This is a genomic window from uncultured Subdoligranulum sp. (assembly GCF_963931595.1).
In the GTDB taxonomy this organism is placed as follows: Bacteria; Bacillota; Clostridia; order Oscillospirales; family Ruminococcaceae; genus Gemmiger.
On the sequence record NZ_OZ007030.1, the window covers coordinates 1903567 to 1919059 of the forward strand.

Below are 15493 nucleotides of genomic sequence, written 5' to 3' on the forward strand. Positions count from 1 at the left end.
CCACAAAAAAGCGCCGCCGCGCTCCTTGCGGAGTGCGGCGGCACTGTTATGCGGGAAGATTTGGATTACAGCTCAGCGAAGTACTTAATGGTGCGGACCATCTGGCTGGTGTAGCTGTTCTCGTTGTCGTACCAGGACACGACCTGAACCTGATAGGTGTCGTCGTCGATCTTGGTGACCATGGTCTGGGTGGCGTCGAACAGGCTGCCGTAACGCATGCCGATGACATCGGAGGAGACGATGGGATCCTCGTTGTAGCCGAAGCTCTCAGAGGCAGCAGCCTTCATAGCGGCGTTGATGGACTCCTTGGTGACATCCTTGCCCTTGACAACGGCAACCAGGATGGTGGTAGAACCGGTGGGAACGGGCACACGCTGGGCAGAGCCGATCAGCTTGCCGTTCAGCTCGGGGATGACCAGGCCGATGGCCTTGGCAGCGCCGGTAGAGTTGGGAACGATGTTCTGAGCACCAGCACGAGCGCGGCGCAGGTCGCCCTTACGCTGCGGGCCGTCCAGGATCATCTGGTCGCCGGTGTAAGCATGAACGGTGGTCATGATGCCGGAAACGATGGGGTAGGTCTTGTTCAGGGTGTCGGCCATCGGAGCCAGGCAGTTGGTGGTGCAGGAAGCAGCAGAGATGACCTGATCTTCCTTGGTCAGGGTCTTCTCGTTGACGGAGTAGACGATGGTCTTCAGGTCATTGCCGGCAGGAGCAGAGATAACGACCTTCTTGGCGCCAGCAGCGATGTGAGCCATGCTCTTCTCCTTGCTGGTGTAGAAGCCGGTGCACTCCAGAACGACATCGATGCCCAGCTCGCCCCAGGGGCAATCCTTGGCGTCCTTGATGGCGTAGATGGTGATCTTCTTGCCGTCGACGATGATGCAGTCATCGCCGGCCTCGACGGTGTGCTTGTGCTCGCCGATCTTGCCCAGGAAAGAGCCCTGAGCGGTGTCGTACTTCAGCAGGTGAGCCAGCATAGCGGGGCTGGTCAGGTCGTTGATCGCGACGACTTCGTAGCCGTCAGCCTCGAACATCTGACGGAAAGCCAGACGGCCAATACGGCCAAAACCATTGATAGCAACTTTAACAGCCATAGTAAAATCCTCCCAAGATTTTATTGTATAACCTTGTGAGCGGTATTTCCCGCTCTGCGGTATGATACTATTGTACCCTATTCTTACACAATCTGCAAGAGGGTTGTTATTCTTTTAACGCGAATTTTTCAAAAAAAATTGGATTTTACCGAAGGATGGAAGCATTTTCCACGGTGGGGAGCGCGTAAACTGCGCAGACTAGGCGGTGAGCACAGGGAGGTGATGCCATGCTGCCCGACAATCCGGCCCGCGCCGCGCTGGCCGAGGAAGCCGCCCGGGGTGTGGCGGTGGAACCGCAGCTGCGGCTGCTGTACACCGCCGAAGCCCTGACGGCCCCGGCCCCGGCGCAGGCCCTGGATCTGAATGAAGAGCTGGAAACGCTCTGTGCCGCCCTGCGGGAGAGTGTACTCTGCCGCGCGGGGTGGCTGTATTTTGCCCCCGCCGCCGGTCCCGTGCCGGTGGCACTGCCCCGCCGTCTGCTCCAGGCGGCGGTGTTGTGCTGGATCGAAGGCACGCTGACCGCCCCCGAACGGCGCGCCGTGCTGCACCTGGAAACGGCAGCCGGGGCGGCAGTGCTGGTGCTGCGCGGCGGCACCGGGCGCAGTCTGCCCGCCGACGCCCGGGCGTTGCTGCTGCGGACGGCGGCCATCTCGGGGGGCGCCGTGGTGCAAAGCGGCGGCAGCGGACCGTTCACCGCGGCGCTGCGCCTGCCGCTGCGCACCGACCTGCCGCTGCGCGTGGCCGAGGAACCGGAAACCCTGTTGTGGGACCGCTACAGTCCGCTGCAGCTTTTCCTGCCGGGCTTCTGCGCGGGGGCAAACGAATGACCGGGGCCGTAAGGCCCCGGTCTTTTGGTTTTATTCTTCTTCCTCGGCGGCATCGGGACCGCAGGCGGCCCAGGCACACACAAAACCGCAGAGCCCCAGCAGCCCGATGCCCAGGCCGGTGAGCAGGTCGGGCAGGACCAGCATGCCGTGGAACGCTTCAAACAGCGTCTGGACCAGTTCCAGGCAGGTGCAGAGCAAAAAGCAGCCGCTGCCCGCCGCAAACAGCGTGTGGCCACAGGGCAGCCCCGGCACCAGGAACACCTTGAGCAGCACCACCGCAAAGAGCAGAGCCGCCACGGCGCTGAGCACCCGCAGGGTGCAGGGCATCCGCTGCAGCGAGGCCGGCACGAACTGGAACCGCCAGACCAGCCGCCACAGCAGGCAGACCGGCAGCACTACCCCGGCCAGGGCATGGCCCAGGCGCCCCCGGCGCAGCCCGAAACCCAGGAAGGCCCGCACACCGTAGACCACCAGCCACACACCGCCCAGCAGCGGCGTCACCGCATCAGCCCAGGCGGCGGGCAGCGGATAGGCGGTGAACAGGTAGGGGGCCTGGGTCACAAACCAGGCGGTCTGGAAGGTCACCAGGCCGCTGGCCGCCAGCAGCACGCCGGAAAACACCATGCAGATGCCCAGCGGCAGATTGGTATCGCTGAGGGCCGCCGGCTGGGGCGCCGCCCGCCGGGCAGGCAGGTAGGGCAGCAGCAGGGCGGCCAGCCACACAACGTAACGCATCCACACCGAGCCGCTGCGGGCGAATCCGGTGGAAGCATCGGTCCACAGGCACAGGTCGGCGGCGTGCACCGCAGCCAGCGCCACCCCCACAAGCAACAGCAGAACGCCGTACGGTCGTTTTTGTTTCATACAGGTTTCCTCACTCCGGGATTGGTATACTGCGGGGAACTGTCCGCATACCCATAGGACAGGCCCGTCGCAGCGCATGAAAGTATTGTACCGCCGCGCCGGGCAAATTGCAAGGGTGAGGGAACCGCACTTTGAAAAAGACATTGCTGTACGCCGCATTGCTGGGGGTGCTGGCCGCTGCCGCCCCCTTTACCGTTTTACTGCTGCCCGCCGGGACGCCGTCCGCCGGGGACACGCCCCAGGCCACCCCGGCCCCCACAGTGGAAGTGCCGGCGCTGACGCCTCCGCCGCTGGCTGCCTCCCCCGCCACCGACGCCGATGCCGCCGCGGCGCTGACTCTCTACGACGACGCCGTGGGACAGACCCTCACGGTGCCGGTGGAGGAATTTTTGCTGGGCGCCGCGGCCTGCGAGCTGCCCCCCGACTGGCCCGACGACGCCATTCTGGCCCAGATGGTGGCCAGCCACAGCTACGCACTGTCCCTGGGGGAGGAACCCATGGAGGGCAACAGCGCCCTGTGCGCCGGCTGGACCGATGCCCAGGTACTCCGGGCCCGCTGGGGCGACGCTTACGGAGAAAACTATGCCCGGCTGGAAGCCCTGGCCCGGGAAGTATCCGGGGCGCTGCTCTGCTACGACGGGGCTCCGGCCGCTGCCTGCTACCACAGCATCAGCGCCGGGCACACCGAGGCCAGCCAGAACGTCTGGCTGACCGCCCTGCCCTACCTCCAGGGGGTGGATTCCCCCTGGGACAAGACCGTTTCCGACTACGAAGTCTCCATCACCTACAGCGCCGAGCAGATGGCTTCGTTGCTCCAGGGGCTGGGGCTGACGCCGGGGGAAGACCCGGCCCAGTGGTTCGGGGAGGTTCAGTGGGACGAGGCCGGGTATGTGGATACCATGGAAGTCTGCGGAACTGCCTTCCGGGGCACCACGCTGCGCAGTGCCCTGTCGCTGCGGTCGGCCAGCTTCACGGTGGACTACCGGGACGACGCCTTCACCCTGACCACCCGCGGCTACGGCCACGGAGTGGGGCTGAGCCAGTTTGGTGCCAAAGCCATGGCGGAGGGCGGCGCCGACTGGCGGGAGATCCTTACCTATTATTTTCCCGGCTGCCAGATCACCGAATAAAAAACAGGCCTCCCCGTGGGGAGGTCTGTGGTGTTTATCGCCGCAGTGGTGTTTTGAGGATGGCCAGCAGCACCGCCCCCACCAGGGAGCCCGCCGCCAGGGCCAGCAGGAATCCCAGCGGATTGCGGATGACCGCAATGAGGAAGATGCCGCCATGGGGGGCCGGGCAGCCGCAGTTCTGCAGCATGCTGAGGAAACCGGCCAGGCCGCTGCCCAGGATGCAGGCAGGGCCCACCCGCAGCGGGTCCCGCAGGGCGAAGGAGAGGGCACCCTCGGTGACGAAGGAGGCCCCCATCAGCAGGTTCTGGGGGGCGGTGCGGCGCTCTGCCGGGGTGAACCGGCTGGAGAACAGCAGGCAGGACAGCGCCACCGCCAGCGGCGGGACCATGCCGCCCACCATGACCGCCGCCATGATGTCGTTCTGGTTGTTGACCAGCGCCAGCGTGCCGGTGAGGTAGGCTGCCTTGTTGATGGGGCCGCCGTAGTCGGTGGCCATTAAAGCCCCCAGCAGGGCCCCCAGGGCCAGCCGGCTGCCGCCCTGCATGCTGTCCAGCAGGTCGCAGAGCCAGAGATTGAAATGGCCCAGAGGCGGGTTGACGACAAGCACCATCAGCGCGCCCACCACCAGCAGACTGATGGCCGGGGTCAGCAGGCCGGTGCGCACCTGTTCCAGTTCCTGGGGCAGATGCCGCCCCGCCATATTCAGCCCGCGGATCACAAGGCCCGCCGCAAAGCCTGCCACCAGGGCGCCCCAGAAGCCGCTGGACACCCAGTTTTCCTCGGGGCCCACGGTGGTGCCCAGCTGGGCCAGATATCCGCCCACCAGGCCCGGCATGAAGGCGGGCATATCCCCGATGCTGTAGGCGATGAAGGCCGCCAGCACCGGGTAGATCAGCACAAAGGCTGCCCGGCCCACCGTGTCCATCATATCGGTCACCGGGGCGGGCGCCCCCAGCTGGTCGAACAGCAGCGCAAAGGCGATGAGCACACCGCCCGCCACCACAAAGGGCAGCATATGGGAGATGCCGCTCATCAGGTGACGGTAGGCCTCGCGGCACTGCTCTCTCCAGTCGTTGGCCCGGAAGCCGTCGCCGCCGCGATACACCGGCACGTTGCTCTCGGCCGCTCGTTCCAGCACACTGTCGGGATGGCGTATGGCCTCCCGCGCCGACACCGACACCACCCGCTTGCCCACGAACCGCGCCGTGGAGACCGCCCGGTCGGCGGCCACGATGATGCAGTCCGCCCCGGCGATATCGTCGGGGGTCAGCGGATTGTTCACCCCCGCCGCGCCGTCGGTTTCCACCTTGAGCCGGACGCCCCGGTCCTGGGCAGCTTTCTGGAGGGCTTCGGCGGCCAGATAGGTGTGGGCCAGCCCGGTGGGACAGGCCGTCACCGCCACAAACCGCCAGGGTTCCGGCCGGCCGCCTTTTTTCTGCCGGGGCCGGGATTTCGCGTCTTCCTGTTCGGCCATGAGCCGGCAGAACGCCTCCGGCGTTTCGGCATCCATCAGCCGGGCACACAGTTCCTTGTCCAGCATCAGGGTGGCCAGGCCCGCCAGCACCTGCACATGCAGATCATTGGCATCGGCCGGTGCCGCAATGAGGAACATCATCCGCACCGGCTTGCCGTCCGGTGTGTCACAGGCCAGCGGCGGGTCCAGCGTCAGCGCTGCCAGACCCGGCTGCCGTACCGCCGCACTTTTGGCGTGGGGAATGGCCAGGCCCTCCCCCACGCAGGTGCCGCCCAGCGCTTCCCGCGCCTGTACGTCCGCCGCAAAGGCCTGGGGATCGGTCAGGTTGCCGTTGGCAGCCATCAGGTCCACCAGCCGCTGCAGCGCGGCCTGCATGGAATCGGCCTGCTGCCGCAGTGCCACGCTGGCGGGGTGCAGGTGATCCGTAATGTGCATGAAATTCCTCCTGTGTGCAATGTCAAAAAAGCGGCCCCGCCGCAGCGGAGCCGCTTTGTACTGTCCGGTCGTGAATCAGTTGAGCAGGGTCTGCTCCGTCTCGGGATCGAACAGATGGATCTTGTTGGTATCCATCGCAACCACAACCTTGTCGCCGCGGCGGGACTTGGAAGTGGGGGCCACACGGGCCATCAGGTTCTGGCCCTTGTAGGTCAGGTAGAGGTAAATCTCGGCACCCATCAGCTCGGAGACTTCCACCTCGGTATCCAGGTGGCTGTCGGGATGCTTGGCCAGGAATTCCTCGTCGTCCTTGATGTCCTCAGGACGGATGCCCACTTTCAGGGTCTTGCCCACATAGGCGTCCAGCTTGCCGTCCGCCGTCTTGGCGGTGGGCAGCGGAATGGTGGTGCCGGCCAGGTCCACGGTGTACTGATTGCCCTTCTTGCCCAGCGTGCCGTCCAGGAAGTTCATCTGCGGGCTGCCGATGAAGCCAGCCACGAAGATGTTGCAGGGATAATCGTACAGGTTCTGGGGGGTATCCACCTGCTGGATCAGGCCGTCCTTCATGACGACGATGCGGTCGCCCATCGTCATGGCCTCGGTCTGGTCATGGGTAACGTAGATGAAGGTGGTGGCCAGCTTCTTGTGCAGCTTGATGATCTCGGTGCGCATGCTGGTGCGGAGCTTGGCGTCCAGGTTGGACAGGGGCTCGTCCAGCAGGAAGACCGCCGGGTTACGGACCATGGCGCGGCCCAGGGCAACACGCTGACGCTGGCCGCCGGACAGAGCCTTGGGCTTGCGGTCCAGCAGGTGCTCGATCTCCAGGATCTTGGCCGCCTCACGAACACGCTTGTCGATCTCGTCCTTGGGCATCTTGCGCAGCTCCAGGCCGAAAGCCATGTTCTTGTAGACGGTCATGTGGGGATACAGCGCGTAGTTCTGGAACACCATGGCGATGTCGCGGTCCTTCGGCGGGACATCGTTGATCAGGCGGTCGCCGATGTACATCTCGCCGCCGGAGATTTCCTCCAGACCGGCGATCATGCGCAGGGTGGTGGACTTGCCGCAGCCGGAAGGACCGACGAAGACGATGAATTCCTTATCGGCAATTTCCAGGCTGAAATCGGGAACGGCAACGACGTTGCCAGGATAAACCTTTTTCACGTGACGGCAGCTGATAGAAGCCATGACAAAACCCTCCAATTGGTATTTCTGCCCCGGTGTGGGGGCTCATTTACTTGACACGACTATAATAACAGGTTAAAATCAGTTTGAAAATAGCATTTTATTGATATCGAGGTGGCGAAATTGATTTTTGACCCCACAATGTATTGCAGCTGTACCAAAACCGCCGAACGGGACGGAGATGAACCGCTCACCCTGGACGGCGCCGGCCTGTGGGTGGGGGTGCTCTCCCGCGGGAGCTGCCTGCTGGAGGGCTGTGAAAAGCCCGGGCAGAGCGGCGATGTGCTGCTGGGCGCCGCGCCGCTGACGCTGGTGCCCCGGTCGGACTGCCACCTGGTGGCGGTGCGGCTGACCGGCTACTGTGTGGACGGCTTCCTGGTCCGTCTGGGGGAGGCCCGCTGGGCGGACGGTGCCTCCTGCCCGGGGGCCGCCGAGCTGCTGGCCCGGCTGCAGGGCAGTTCCGCCCCGGCCATGGCCTACGCCCTGCTCTGCGCGGTGGGCAAGGCCGACGAGACCACCCGCCCGCTGCCCGCCCTGGTGGCGGCGGCGGTGGAGGCCATCCGCCAGAATTACATGGCGCTCTACGGCGTGGAGGAGCTCAGCGAACAGCTGAGGGTCACCAAGAGCCATCTGGTCCGGGCCTTCAAGCAGGCGCTGGGGGTGCCGCCCGGCAAGTACCTCACCGGCGTGCGCATCGAGGCGGTGAAGACGCTGCTGCTGGCCGATGAGTACAACCTGGACACCATCGCCGGCCTGACCGGTTTTTCGGGGGCCAACTACCTCTGCCGGGTGTTCAAGCGGGAGGTGGGGGTCTCCCCCGCCGCCTGGCGCGCCGCCGCGGCACCGCCTCCCGTGGTACCCAAGCTGCCGCCCCGCAGCAACGAGATGTTCGTCTGACACGGCATACAAAAAAAACAGGCGCAGCCCGAAGGCTGCGCCTGTTGCCGTTTGTGGGGTTGTTACTGCTGGGTCTTGTAGCCGTCGGGGTTGTGGCTCTGCCAGTTCCAGCTGTGGGCACACATCTCCTCGATGCCGTACTGGGCCTCCCAGCCCAGTTCCCGCTTGGCCTTGCCGGGATCGCACCAGCACTCGGCGATGTCGCCGGGACGGCGCGGGTCGATCACGTAGGGGATCTCCTTGCCGCAGGCCTTGCTGAAGGCATGGATCACATCCAGCACGCTGTAGCCGTGGCCGGTACCCAGGTTGCAGATGAAGAGGCCGGGCTTTTCCTCCAGCTTCTTGATGGCCGCCACATGGCCGCGGGCCAGGTCCACCACGTGGATGTAGTCCCGCACGCCGGTGCCGTCGGGGGTGGGGTAGTCATTGCCGAAGACATGGACCTTTTCCAGCTTGCCCACCGCCACCTTGGCGATGTAAGGCACCAGGTTGTTGGGGATGCCGTTGGGGTCCTCGCCGATGAGGCCGGAGGGATGGGCGCCGATGGGGTTGAAGTAGCGCAGCAGCGCCACGTTCAGCTCGGGGTCGGCGTGGCAGCAGTCGGTGAGGATGCGCTCGGTGAACACCTTGGTGGTGCCGTAGGGGTTGGTGGTGCCGCCCACCGGGAAGTCCTCCCGGATGGGCACGCTGGCGGGGTCACCGTAAACGGTTGCCGAGGAGGAGAAGATGATGTTGTGGCAGTTGTGGCGGCGCATCACATCCAGAATGTTCAGCGTGCAGGCCAGGTTGTTGGAGTAGTACTCGATGGGCTTGGAGACGCTCTCCCCCACCGCCTTGTAGGCGGCAAACTGGATGACGCAGTCAATGTCCGGATTGTCGGCGAAAATCTTTTCCACCGCTGCCTTGTCGGTCATGTCCGCCTCCACAAAGCGGAAGTCCTTGCCGGCGATCTTCTTGACGCGGGCCAGGGCCTCGGGGCAGGAATTGTAGAAGTTGTCCGCCACCACAATGTCGTAGCCGGCGGCCAGGAGTTCCACGCAGGTGTGGCTGCCGATGTACCCGGCGCCACCGCTCACCAAAATTGCCATACCAATCCTCTCCTTTATGTTTTCTGGTTGCTTTTCTGCGGGCTGAAATGACCCGCTTGGTTACCTTTATTCTACTTTTTCAGCTCCGTTTCGGGAATAGACGTTTTCGGTGCCTCTTTGTCTTTTTGTTGCCTGTTTTGCCGCCGCGCCGGCAATCCCTGCTGCATGCGCCGGTAGGCGCTGGGGGTGTTGCCGGTGGCCGCATGGAATTTCTGACTGAAGTAGGCTCCTGAACAATAGCCCAGCTGGGCGGCCACCTCGCCGGGGGTCAGTCCCCGGGCCAGCAGCTGGGCGGCATACTCCAGCCGCATGGCGGCAAATTCCTCCATGGCGGTATGGCGCAGACGGGCCCGGAAGGCCTGCTGCAGCTGGGTGCGGGTGCATCCCACCGCCGCACAGACCTCCTCCACCTTCACCTCATGGGTGAGGTTCTGGGCAAAGTAGGCCCGGGCCGCCTCCACCAGCGCCGTCTGGCGGCGCTCCCGCCGCACCCGCAGCGTGGGTTTGCGGGGCCGCCTGCACCGCCGTGCCAGCAGGATCAGCAAGTTTTCCAGATGAATGACCAGCTGCTGCCGGGCGCCGAAGGGTACATCCTCCCGGGGGACGGGCAGGGCGCCGGGTTCGGCGGGCGGGTCGTAGAGTTCCGCCGCCTGCTTCATCAGCCAGTTCAGGTCGTGCTGCTCCCCCGGTTCGGCATGGAACACCATGCCCCGGAACCTGTCCATGGCCGCTGCGGAGCAGTAGAAGTCCATGCGCAGCACCTCGGGCGGGATCTCCCCCATGCAGCGCATGGCAAAGATCTCCTCCGGCTGGTGCAGCAGAATTCCCCCTGCCCGCAGTACCACCCGCTTGTCGTTGCAGCGTTCCTCCACCGTGCCGGCGCGCACATAGACCAGCTGCCACCCCTGGGTGGGCGTGGCCGCAATGCTGTCCTCGGGGCGGCGCTCCCGGGCCGAAGCCGCCGTCACCGCCTCGATGCGGAGGGGAAAATCCTCTTGGAACGCCATAGTGCCTCCTTTGTCAGACAGTCACCATGCCGCTGTCCGGCCAGAGATCCTGCGGGCCGCTGTCGCCGTAATGGAACACCCCCGGCTCCACCTGGTCCAGCTGGGGAAACTGTGCCAGCTCGGGGCAGGTATCGGTCAGGCCGATGCAGTAGGCCGTCAGCGGGCTGATGACCTTGTCAATGGATGTGTACAGGTTGCTGCCGTCGTCGGCATAGGTGCTGTACATGATCTCGTCGGGGTAGGTCTGCGCCACATAGGCGGTCAGGTCCCCGTCCACATAGGGGTCGCTGCTGCCCTCGTAGAGATCGGGCGCACCGAAGAGATGCAGGATTTCGTGGGCGTAGGTAGCCGGGGATTCCGGCTCGGTCCGGTCCGAATAGGCATCGTACCGGTACAGGCAGCAGTATTCGTAGGGAAAGCTGGCCCCGTCCTCGGCGTAGTGGGCCATGGTGAAGGAGGTGCCCGACACCGGCAGGAAGAGCAGGAATCCCACCCGGGTGGTGCCGTATTTTGCTTCCAGCTCCGCCGTGTCCAGCGTGGCGCAGAGGGCGTCCATCTCATCCAGGAAGTCGTTGCTCTCCTCGGAATCCACGCCGCCCCGCAGCCGGGACTTCAGCGAATAGGTGTAGCACAGCGGACTGGTGTCGGTGCCGTCGTCGTAGTAGATCCGGGCATCGACGCCGTAACCGGCGGCCTGACGGGTCAGCCAGTCCACCGCCATGGCTACGCTCTGCTGGGACTGGGCCCGGGCCTCCTTTGTCCAGATGCTGCCGGTGGCCGCATCGTTGAGATAGACACTGACCAGCACGGTGGGGTCCCCCGGCAGGCGCACACTGCCGTAGCGCTGGACATCCTGCGGGACGGGGGAAGGCTGCGGGGTGGGCGACGGCGTGGGGGCCGGGTCTCCCGCCGAGGGCATATCGGGCACCACCTGGCGGACGGGCCGCTGCACGCAGCCGCAGAGCAGTACCAGGGCCAGCAGCAGGACCGCAAGGCGTTTTTTCATAGGCATTCCTTGTTGTTTACAGTTGGAGCACGGGTTTGCCGTCCTGGGCTACCAGATGCACGGTGGCGGGGGCGGTGCCCAGACGGCCGTCCACCAGCGCCTCCGAGACGGGGTCCTCCACCGCCTTGCGGATGGTGCGGCGCAGTTCGCGGGCACCGTACTTGGTGGAGCTCTGGGCCACAATGGCCGCCAGGGCGGGCTGGTCGTAGGTCAGCGTGATGCCGTGGTTCTGCAGGCCGGGCTTGTATTCGTCCAGCATGAGGGCGGCAATCCGCTCCAGGTTCTCCTGGCTCAGGGGGTGGAAGGTGATGATCTCATCCACACGGCCGAGGAACTCGGGGCGCAGGAACTCCTGCAGCGCTTTCAGGCTCTTGTCGGCGCTGGCCACCTCCGGCTTCTTGCCGAAACCGGTGGCGCCGCTCTGGTCGGTGGAGCCGGCGTTGGAGGTCATGCAGATGACCGTGTTGGAGAAGTCCACCGTGCGTCCCTGGGCATCGTTGATCTTGCCCTCGTCCAGGATCTGCAGCAGGATGTTCATCACATCGGGATGGGCCTTCTCGATCTCGTCGAAGAGGACCACGCTGTAGGGATGGCGGCGGACCTTCTCGGTGAGCTGGCCGGCCTCATCGTAGCCCACGTAGCCCGGGGGCGAACCGATCAGGCGGGAGACCGCGTACTTCTCCATATATTCGCTCATGTCGATGGAGATCAGCGGGTCCACCGTGTCGAACAGCTGGTTGGCCAGCTGCTTCACCAGTTCGGTCTTGCCCACGCCGGTGGGACCCACGAAGATGAAGCTGGCCGGGCGGTGACGGCCGGACAGATCGGCCCGGGCCCGCTTGATGGCCCCCGCCACCGCGTGGACGGCCTCGTCCTGGCCGATGATGTGGGCCTTGAGGGCATCCTCCAGCCCCTGCAGGCGGCCGTACTCGGTCTCCTGGATCTTCACCGCAGGGATGCCGGTCCACAGCTCCACCACCTGGGCCACATCGTCCATGGTGACCTCGATCTCGGCCACCCGCAGCTGAAGGGCCGGCAGTTTTTCGCGCTGCTGCGCCAGTTCCGTCTTGACGGACGCCAGTTCCTCGTAGTCGATGGCGGCCTGCTGGCCGTTCTCCGGCTCGGGGTTTTCCAGGTCGTGTTCCCGGCTCTCCAGTTCCGCCACCCTGCGCTGGGTGGAGATCAGCTCGGTGATCTCGGGATGGCGCAGGTTGCAGCAGGCACAGGATTCATCCAGCAGGTCGATGGCCTTGTCGGGCAGGAAGCGGTCGGTGATGTAGCGCTCCGACAGCTTGACGACCTGGGTGACGATGGGGTCCGGCACCCGGACACAGTGGTGCTTTTCGTAGTAGACACGGATGCCCTTGAGCACCTCGATGGTGTCCTGGATGGAGGGTTCCTCCACCTTGACGGGCTGGAAGCGCCGCTCCAGGGCGGAGTCCTTCTCGATATACTTGCGGTACTCCGCAAAGGTGGTGGCGCCGATGACCTGCACCTGTCCCCGGGAGAGGGCGGGTTTCATGATGTTGGCGGCGTTCATGGCGCCGTCCGAATCGCCGGCACCCACGATGGAGTGGATCTCGTCGATGAAGAGGATGATGTTGCCGGCGGCCTTCACCTCGCTGATGAGGCCCTTGACCCGCTGCTCGAACTGGCCGCGGAACTGGGTGCCGGCGATGAGGGCCGTCATGTCCAGCAGGAAGATCTCCTTGTCCTGCAGACGCGCCGGGACCTTGCCCTCGGCGATGCGCTGGGCGATGCCCTCGGCGATGGCCGTCTTGCCCACGCCTGCCTCACCGATGAGGCAGGGGTTGTTCTTCTGGCGGCGGCAGAGGATCTGGATGGTGCGGTAGATCTCCCGGTCACGGCCGATGATCCGGTCGGTCTTGCCGTCCCGGGCCTTCTGGGTCAGGTTCTCGCAGTAGGTGTCCAGGAACTTGCGGCGGGGCGTTTTGTCCTTCTTGCCGTTTTTGCCGCCCTTGCCGCTCTCCCCGTTCTGGCGCTGGGCGCCGAACCCGAAGGGGAACACCGGCGAACCTCCGGGCACAAAATCATCCTGGCCGCCCTCGTCGGGCGCATCCTCCCCCGTGGGGGTCAGCGCGCCGGACTCGGCGGCCTCCTGCAGGAAGGAACTCATCCGTTCCTCCATATTTTCCAGGTCCTGATCGGACATGCCGAATTGTTTCATCAGATCATCCACCGGCTGGATGTGCATGGCCCGGGCGCAGGTCAGGCAGTAGCCCTCCTGCACCGGCTTGCCGTTCTCCATCCGCTGGACAAACACCACAGCGGGACGCTTTTTGCAGCGTACACAAAGCATATATGGTTCACCTCTCTATAAGAAAAAGCATTCGCTTGTAAATTCCGATGGTTCTATTATCGGGCGAACCTTCGGTTTTTGCAAGCGATGACTGGGAATGTTTAGAATTTTTTCATTTAATAATGGGTCAGGAACGGATTGAATGCTCCGAAAATGCTGTATCCCACGCTCTGGTTCAGAATATGCAGCGTGAGGAATTCCAGTGACCCGGCGGTGACGCTGGCCACAAACCACAGCAGCAGTGCCAGCAGCCAGCAGTCCAGCGCGCCGGTGAAAAGCCCCAGCACCAGGCCCAGGGCCCGGTTGACGCCGCCCACCAGCGGCACACCGTTGATGCCGCGGAAGATACTCACCAGCAGCCGGAAAATCAGCCGCACAACGAAGCAGACCGCCACAAAGAGCAGCACCTGCACAAAGGGCAGCAGGATGGGTTCCAGCGCCGTGGTGATCTGGTCGGGCAGCAGGTCCCCCGCCCCCTGGAGCATCTGGACCAGCGTGCTGCGCACGGTCTCGGGCAGGAAGTCCAGCCCCTGCACGGCAGTGGCCAGGTCGCCCCCCGACTGGGCTACGGCGGATTCCACCTTCTCGGTGACCGAACCGCTGAGGAACTGGTCATAGATGGGACCCGCCAGCATGCGGCTGGCCCAGACGGCCACGCCCACGCCCACCACCGCGCCGATCAGCTCGGTGAGGCCGGCCAGAAAGCCCTTGCGCCAGCTGGCCACCGCCGCAAACGCAAAGACAACCAAAAACAACAGATCGTAAATCCAAGACATAATGCAGTACAGAGTCCTTTCGCAATCATTCATCGGGGGCGGCCAGCAGGTCCACCTGGCTGCCGGAGAAGACAAGCAGTTTGTCCGCGTCCAGCACCGCGATGGGGTGGGCCGCCAGGTCGTCCTGCAGCCAGTTCTGCACACCGTCGTAGCTGTAGCACTCCACGGCGTTGGGGCAGAGCAGGTAAACATCAGTGTCGGTAGCCGTCACGCCGTAGGCCTGCCGGGCCGGAATCTCGGCCAGCACCGTCAGGTCCTCGTCAAAGGTCACCAGGCTGTTGCCGCCCCGGATGTTCAAAAGCAGCGCCGTCTGGCGGGCGCCGGGGGCCGCGCTCTGCAGGGTGGCGCCGCCGAAATCATAGCGGGCCGTCTCGGTGGCCGTGCGCGGGTCCAGCACCGCAATATAGGTGTCGAACACCGCCACCACCCGGTTGTCGCTCTGCCAGTCCAGCTGCAGCAGCATGCTGCCCTGGGTGGCCTGGTAAACCGGGCCCTCCTCGGTATCCGCCGTGTCCATGAAGTAGACGCTGCAGCTCAGCTGCCCGTCCCGGGCCGCCAGCGTGCCCGCCGCAAACCGGCGGTTGTCCGGCGCGAAATCCAGCGCCATGGGCGTGCCCTCGTTGCGGGTCAGCTCCCAGCTGTAGTTGAGGCGGAAGGAAGGGTCAAAAATTTGCAGCTGGGCGGTGTACCGCCCCGACTCGGTGACCACGGCCAGCGTATTGTTGTTGGACATGGCACAAAGAAGAATGCCCTCGTCGAAGGTGCGGGTGAAGAGGCTGCGGGTCCGGCTGGACACCTGCAGCTCGTTGCCGGCCCGGTTGTACACCACAAACCGGGTGCCGCCCACCGCCAGCACCGGCCGGGCGTAGGAAGGCTGGAATTCATAGACCTGGTTGCCGTAGGCGGAATAGACCACCACGTCCTCGCTGCCCAGCTCCACAAAACCGCCGGCCAGCTCCTCGATCTGCAGCGGTTCGGTGATGCCGGTGTTCACCGGCCAGCTGCCGCTGCCCCGGTTGAGGTAGAGGGTCAGGCTGTCCACCCCGTCAGCCAGCAGCGCGATGGAGGCCGACATGGCCCCCGTAAAGATGGCAATGACCAGCGCTATGACCAGCACGATCACCCCCAGGGCGATGGTGCGCCGCCGCTGCCGCTGTTTGAAGAGGGGCGTCAGGGATTTGAGGTTGGTGGTGCGGGTCTTTTCGGGTTCGGGGGCCGGTGCCGCGGCCGGTTCACTGCGGTGTACCGGCTGGGGGGTGCGCAGGCCGATGTCCCCGCTGGTGCCGGGGATAGCCCCCGTGGAGGTATGCCCCTGTTCCCGGGCCAGCATCCGCCGGCGGCGTTCCTGGCGTTCCTTTTCGGCTTTGTTCACGGGGGCTTCCCTCCTTTC

The 15493-nt window shown here is 64.8% G+C and carries 13 protein-coding genes; 3 read left to right on the top strand and 10 right to left on the bottom strand.

The features are described from left to right. Positions 1 to 65: 65 nt before the first annotated feature. The gene (gene gap / locus ABGT73_RS09240) at positions 66 to 1094 is read right to left on the bottom strand and encodes a type I glyceraldehyde-3-phosphate dehydrogenase (protein WP_346669486.1); all 1029 of its coding nucleotides are present in this window, start codon (positions 1092 to 1094) and stop codon (positions 66 to 68) included. A gap of 227 nt (positions 1095 to 1321) precedes the next feature. On the opposite strand from gap, the gene ABGT73_RS09245 reads away from it, so the two are divergent. Continuing rightward, positions 1322 to 1921 carry a hypothetical protein gene (locus ABGT73_RS09245; protein WP_346669487.1) on the top strand — a complete coding sequence of 200 codons (600 nt, stop codon included), beginning with the start codon at positions 1322 to 1324 and terminating at the stop codon, positions 1919 to 1921. A gap of 30 nt (positions 1922 to 1951) precedes the next feature. Here the strand turns inward: ABGT73_RS09245 and ABGT73_RS09250 are convergent, their stop codons facing one another. Continuing rightward, positions 1952 to 2785, bottom strand: coding sequence for a hypothetical protein (locus ABGT73_RS09250; RefSeq protein WP_346669488.1), 834 nt, complete (start codon positions 2783 to 2785; stop codon positions 1952 to 1954). 131 nt (positions 2786 to 2916) lie between these two features. Here ABGT73_RS09250 and ABGT73_RS09255 point away from each other — a divergent pair, with 131 nt between their 5' ends. Then, positions 2917 to 3915 (top strand): SpoIID/LytB domain-containing protein, encoded by a 999-nt coding sequence (locus tag ABGT73_RS09255; RefSeq protein ID WP_346669489.1) that lies wholly within the window; start codon positions 2917 to 2919, stop codon positions 3913 to 3915. A gap of 34 nt (positions 3916 to 3949) precedes the next feature. On the opposite strand, the gene ABGT73_RS09260 is transcribed toward ABGT73_RS09255, so the two are convergent. Further along, positions 3950 to 5824: a fructose-specific PTS transporter subunit EIIC gene (locus tag ABGT73_RS09260; RefSeq protein WP_346669490.1), complete on the bottom strand. Its 1875-nt coding sequence runs from the start codon at positions 5822 to 5824 to the stop codon at positions 3950 to 3952. Between the two features lie 75 nt (positions 5825 to 5899). Then, on the bottom strand, positions 5900 to 7012 hold the full coding sequence (gene ugpC / locus ABGT73_RS09265) for a sn-glycerol-3-phosphate ABC transporter ATP-binding protein UgpC (RefSeq protein ID WP_346669491.1): 1113 nt from the start codon (positions 7010 to 7012) through the stop codon (positions 5900 to 5902). Positions 7013 to 7132: 120 nt separating this feature from the next. On the opposite strand from ugpC, the gene ABGT73_RS09270 reads away from it, so the two are divergent. Continuing rightward, complete coding sequence (locus ABGT73_RS09270; RefSeq protein ID WP_346669492.1) at positions 7133 to 7906, top strand: AraC family transcriptional regulator; 774 nt, start codon at positions 7133 to 7135, stop codon at positions 7904 to 7906. A 62-nt stretch (positions 7907 to 7968) separates the two neighbouring features. Here the strand turns inward: ABGT73_RS09270 and galE are convergent, their stop codons facing one another. From galE to ABGT73_RS09300, 6 genes are all read right to left on the bottom strand, one after another. Beyond that, positions 7969 to 8994, bottom strand: coding sequence for a UDP-glucose 4-epimerase GalE (galE, locus tag ABGT73_RS09275; RefSeq protein WP_346669493.1), 1026 nt, complete (start codon positions 8992 to 8994; stop codon positions 7969 to 7971). 71 nt (positions 8995 to 9065) lie between these two features. Then, complete coding sequence (locus ABGT73_RS09280) at positions 9066 to 10001, bottom strand: AraC family transcriptional regulator (RefSeq protein WP_346669494.1); 936 nt, start codon at positions 9999 to 10001, stop codon at positions 9066 to 9068. Positions 10002 to 10014: 13 nt separating this feature from the next. Continuing rightward, complete coding sequence (locus tag ABGT73_RS09285) at positions 10015 to 11007, bottom strand: hypothetical protein (protein ID WP_346669495.1); 993 nt, start codon at positions 11005 to 11007, stop codon at positions 10015 to 10017. A 16-nt stretch (positions 11008 to 11023) separates the two neighbouring features. Further along, positions 11024 to 13327 (bottom strand): ATP-dependent Clp protease ATP-binding subunit, encoded by a 2304-nt coding sequence (locus ABGT73_RS09290; protein WP_346669496.1) that lies wholly within the window; start codon positions 13325 to 13327, stop codon positions 11024 to 11026. Positions 13328 to 13443: 116 nt separating this feature from the next. Next, complete coding sequence (locus ABGT73_RS09295; RefSeq protein ID WP_346669497.1) at positions 13444 to 14103, bottom strand: CvpA family protein; 660 nt, start codon at positions 14101 to 14103, stop codon at positions 13444 to 13446. Between the two features lie 25 nt (positions 14104 to 14128). Then, a complete protein-coding gene (locus tag ABGT73_RS09300) occupies positions 14129 to 15475 on the bottom strand; it encodes a DUF5711 family protein (RefSeq protein WP_346669498.1) in 1347 nt (448 codons plus the stop codon). Positions 15476 to 15493: the final 18 nt, after the last annotated feature.

Coding starts and splice junctions, on each gene's coding strand:
- gap (WP_346669486.1), bottom strand. CDS start 1,094: ATGGCTGTTAAAGTTGCTATCAATGGTTTTGGCCGTATTGGCCGTCTG.
- ABGT73_RS09245 (WP_346669487.1), top strand. CDS start 1,322: ATGCTGCCCGACAATCCGGCCCGCGCCGCGCTGGCCGAGGAAGCCGCC.
- ABGT73_RS09250 (WP_346669488.1), bottom strand. CDS start 2,785: ATGAAACAAAAACGACCGTACGGCGTTCTGCTGTTGCTTGTGGGGGTG.
- ABGT73_RS09260 (WP_346669490.1), bottom strand. CDS start 5,824: ATGCACATTACGGATCACCTGCACCCCGCCAGCGTGGCACTGCGGCAG.
- ugpC (WP_346669491.1), bottom strand. CDS start 7,012: ATGGCTTCTATCAGCTGCCGTCACGTGAAAAAGGTTTATCCTGGCAAC.
- galE (WP_346669493.1), bottom strand. CDS start 8,994: ATGGCAATTTTGGTGAGCGGTGGCGCCGGGTACATCGGCAGCCACACC.
- ABGT73_RS09280 (WP_346669494.1), bottom strand. CDS start 10,001: ATGGCGTTCCAAGAGGATTTTCCCCTCCGCATCGAGGCGGTGACGGCG.
- ABGT73_RS09285 (WP_346669495.1), bottom strand. CDS start 11,007: ATGAAAAAACGCCTTGCGGTCCTGCTGCTGGCCCTGGTACTGCTCTGC.
- ABGT73_RS09290 (WP_346669496.1), bottom strand. CDS start 13,327: ATGCTTTGTGTACGCTGCAAAAAGCGTCCCGCTGTGGTGTTTGTCCAG.
- ABGT73_RS09295 (WP_346669497.1), bottom strand. CDS start 14,103: ATGTCTTGGATTTACGATCTGTTGTTTTTGGTTGTCTTTGCGTTTGCG.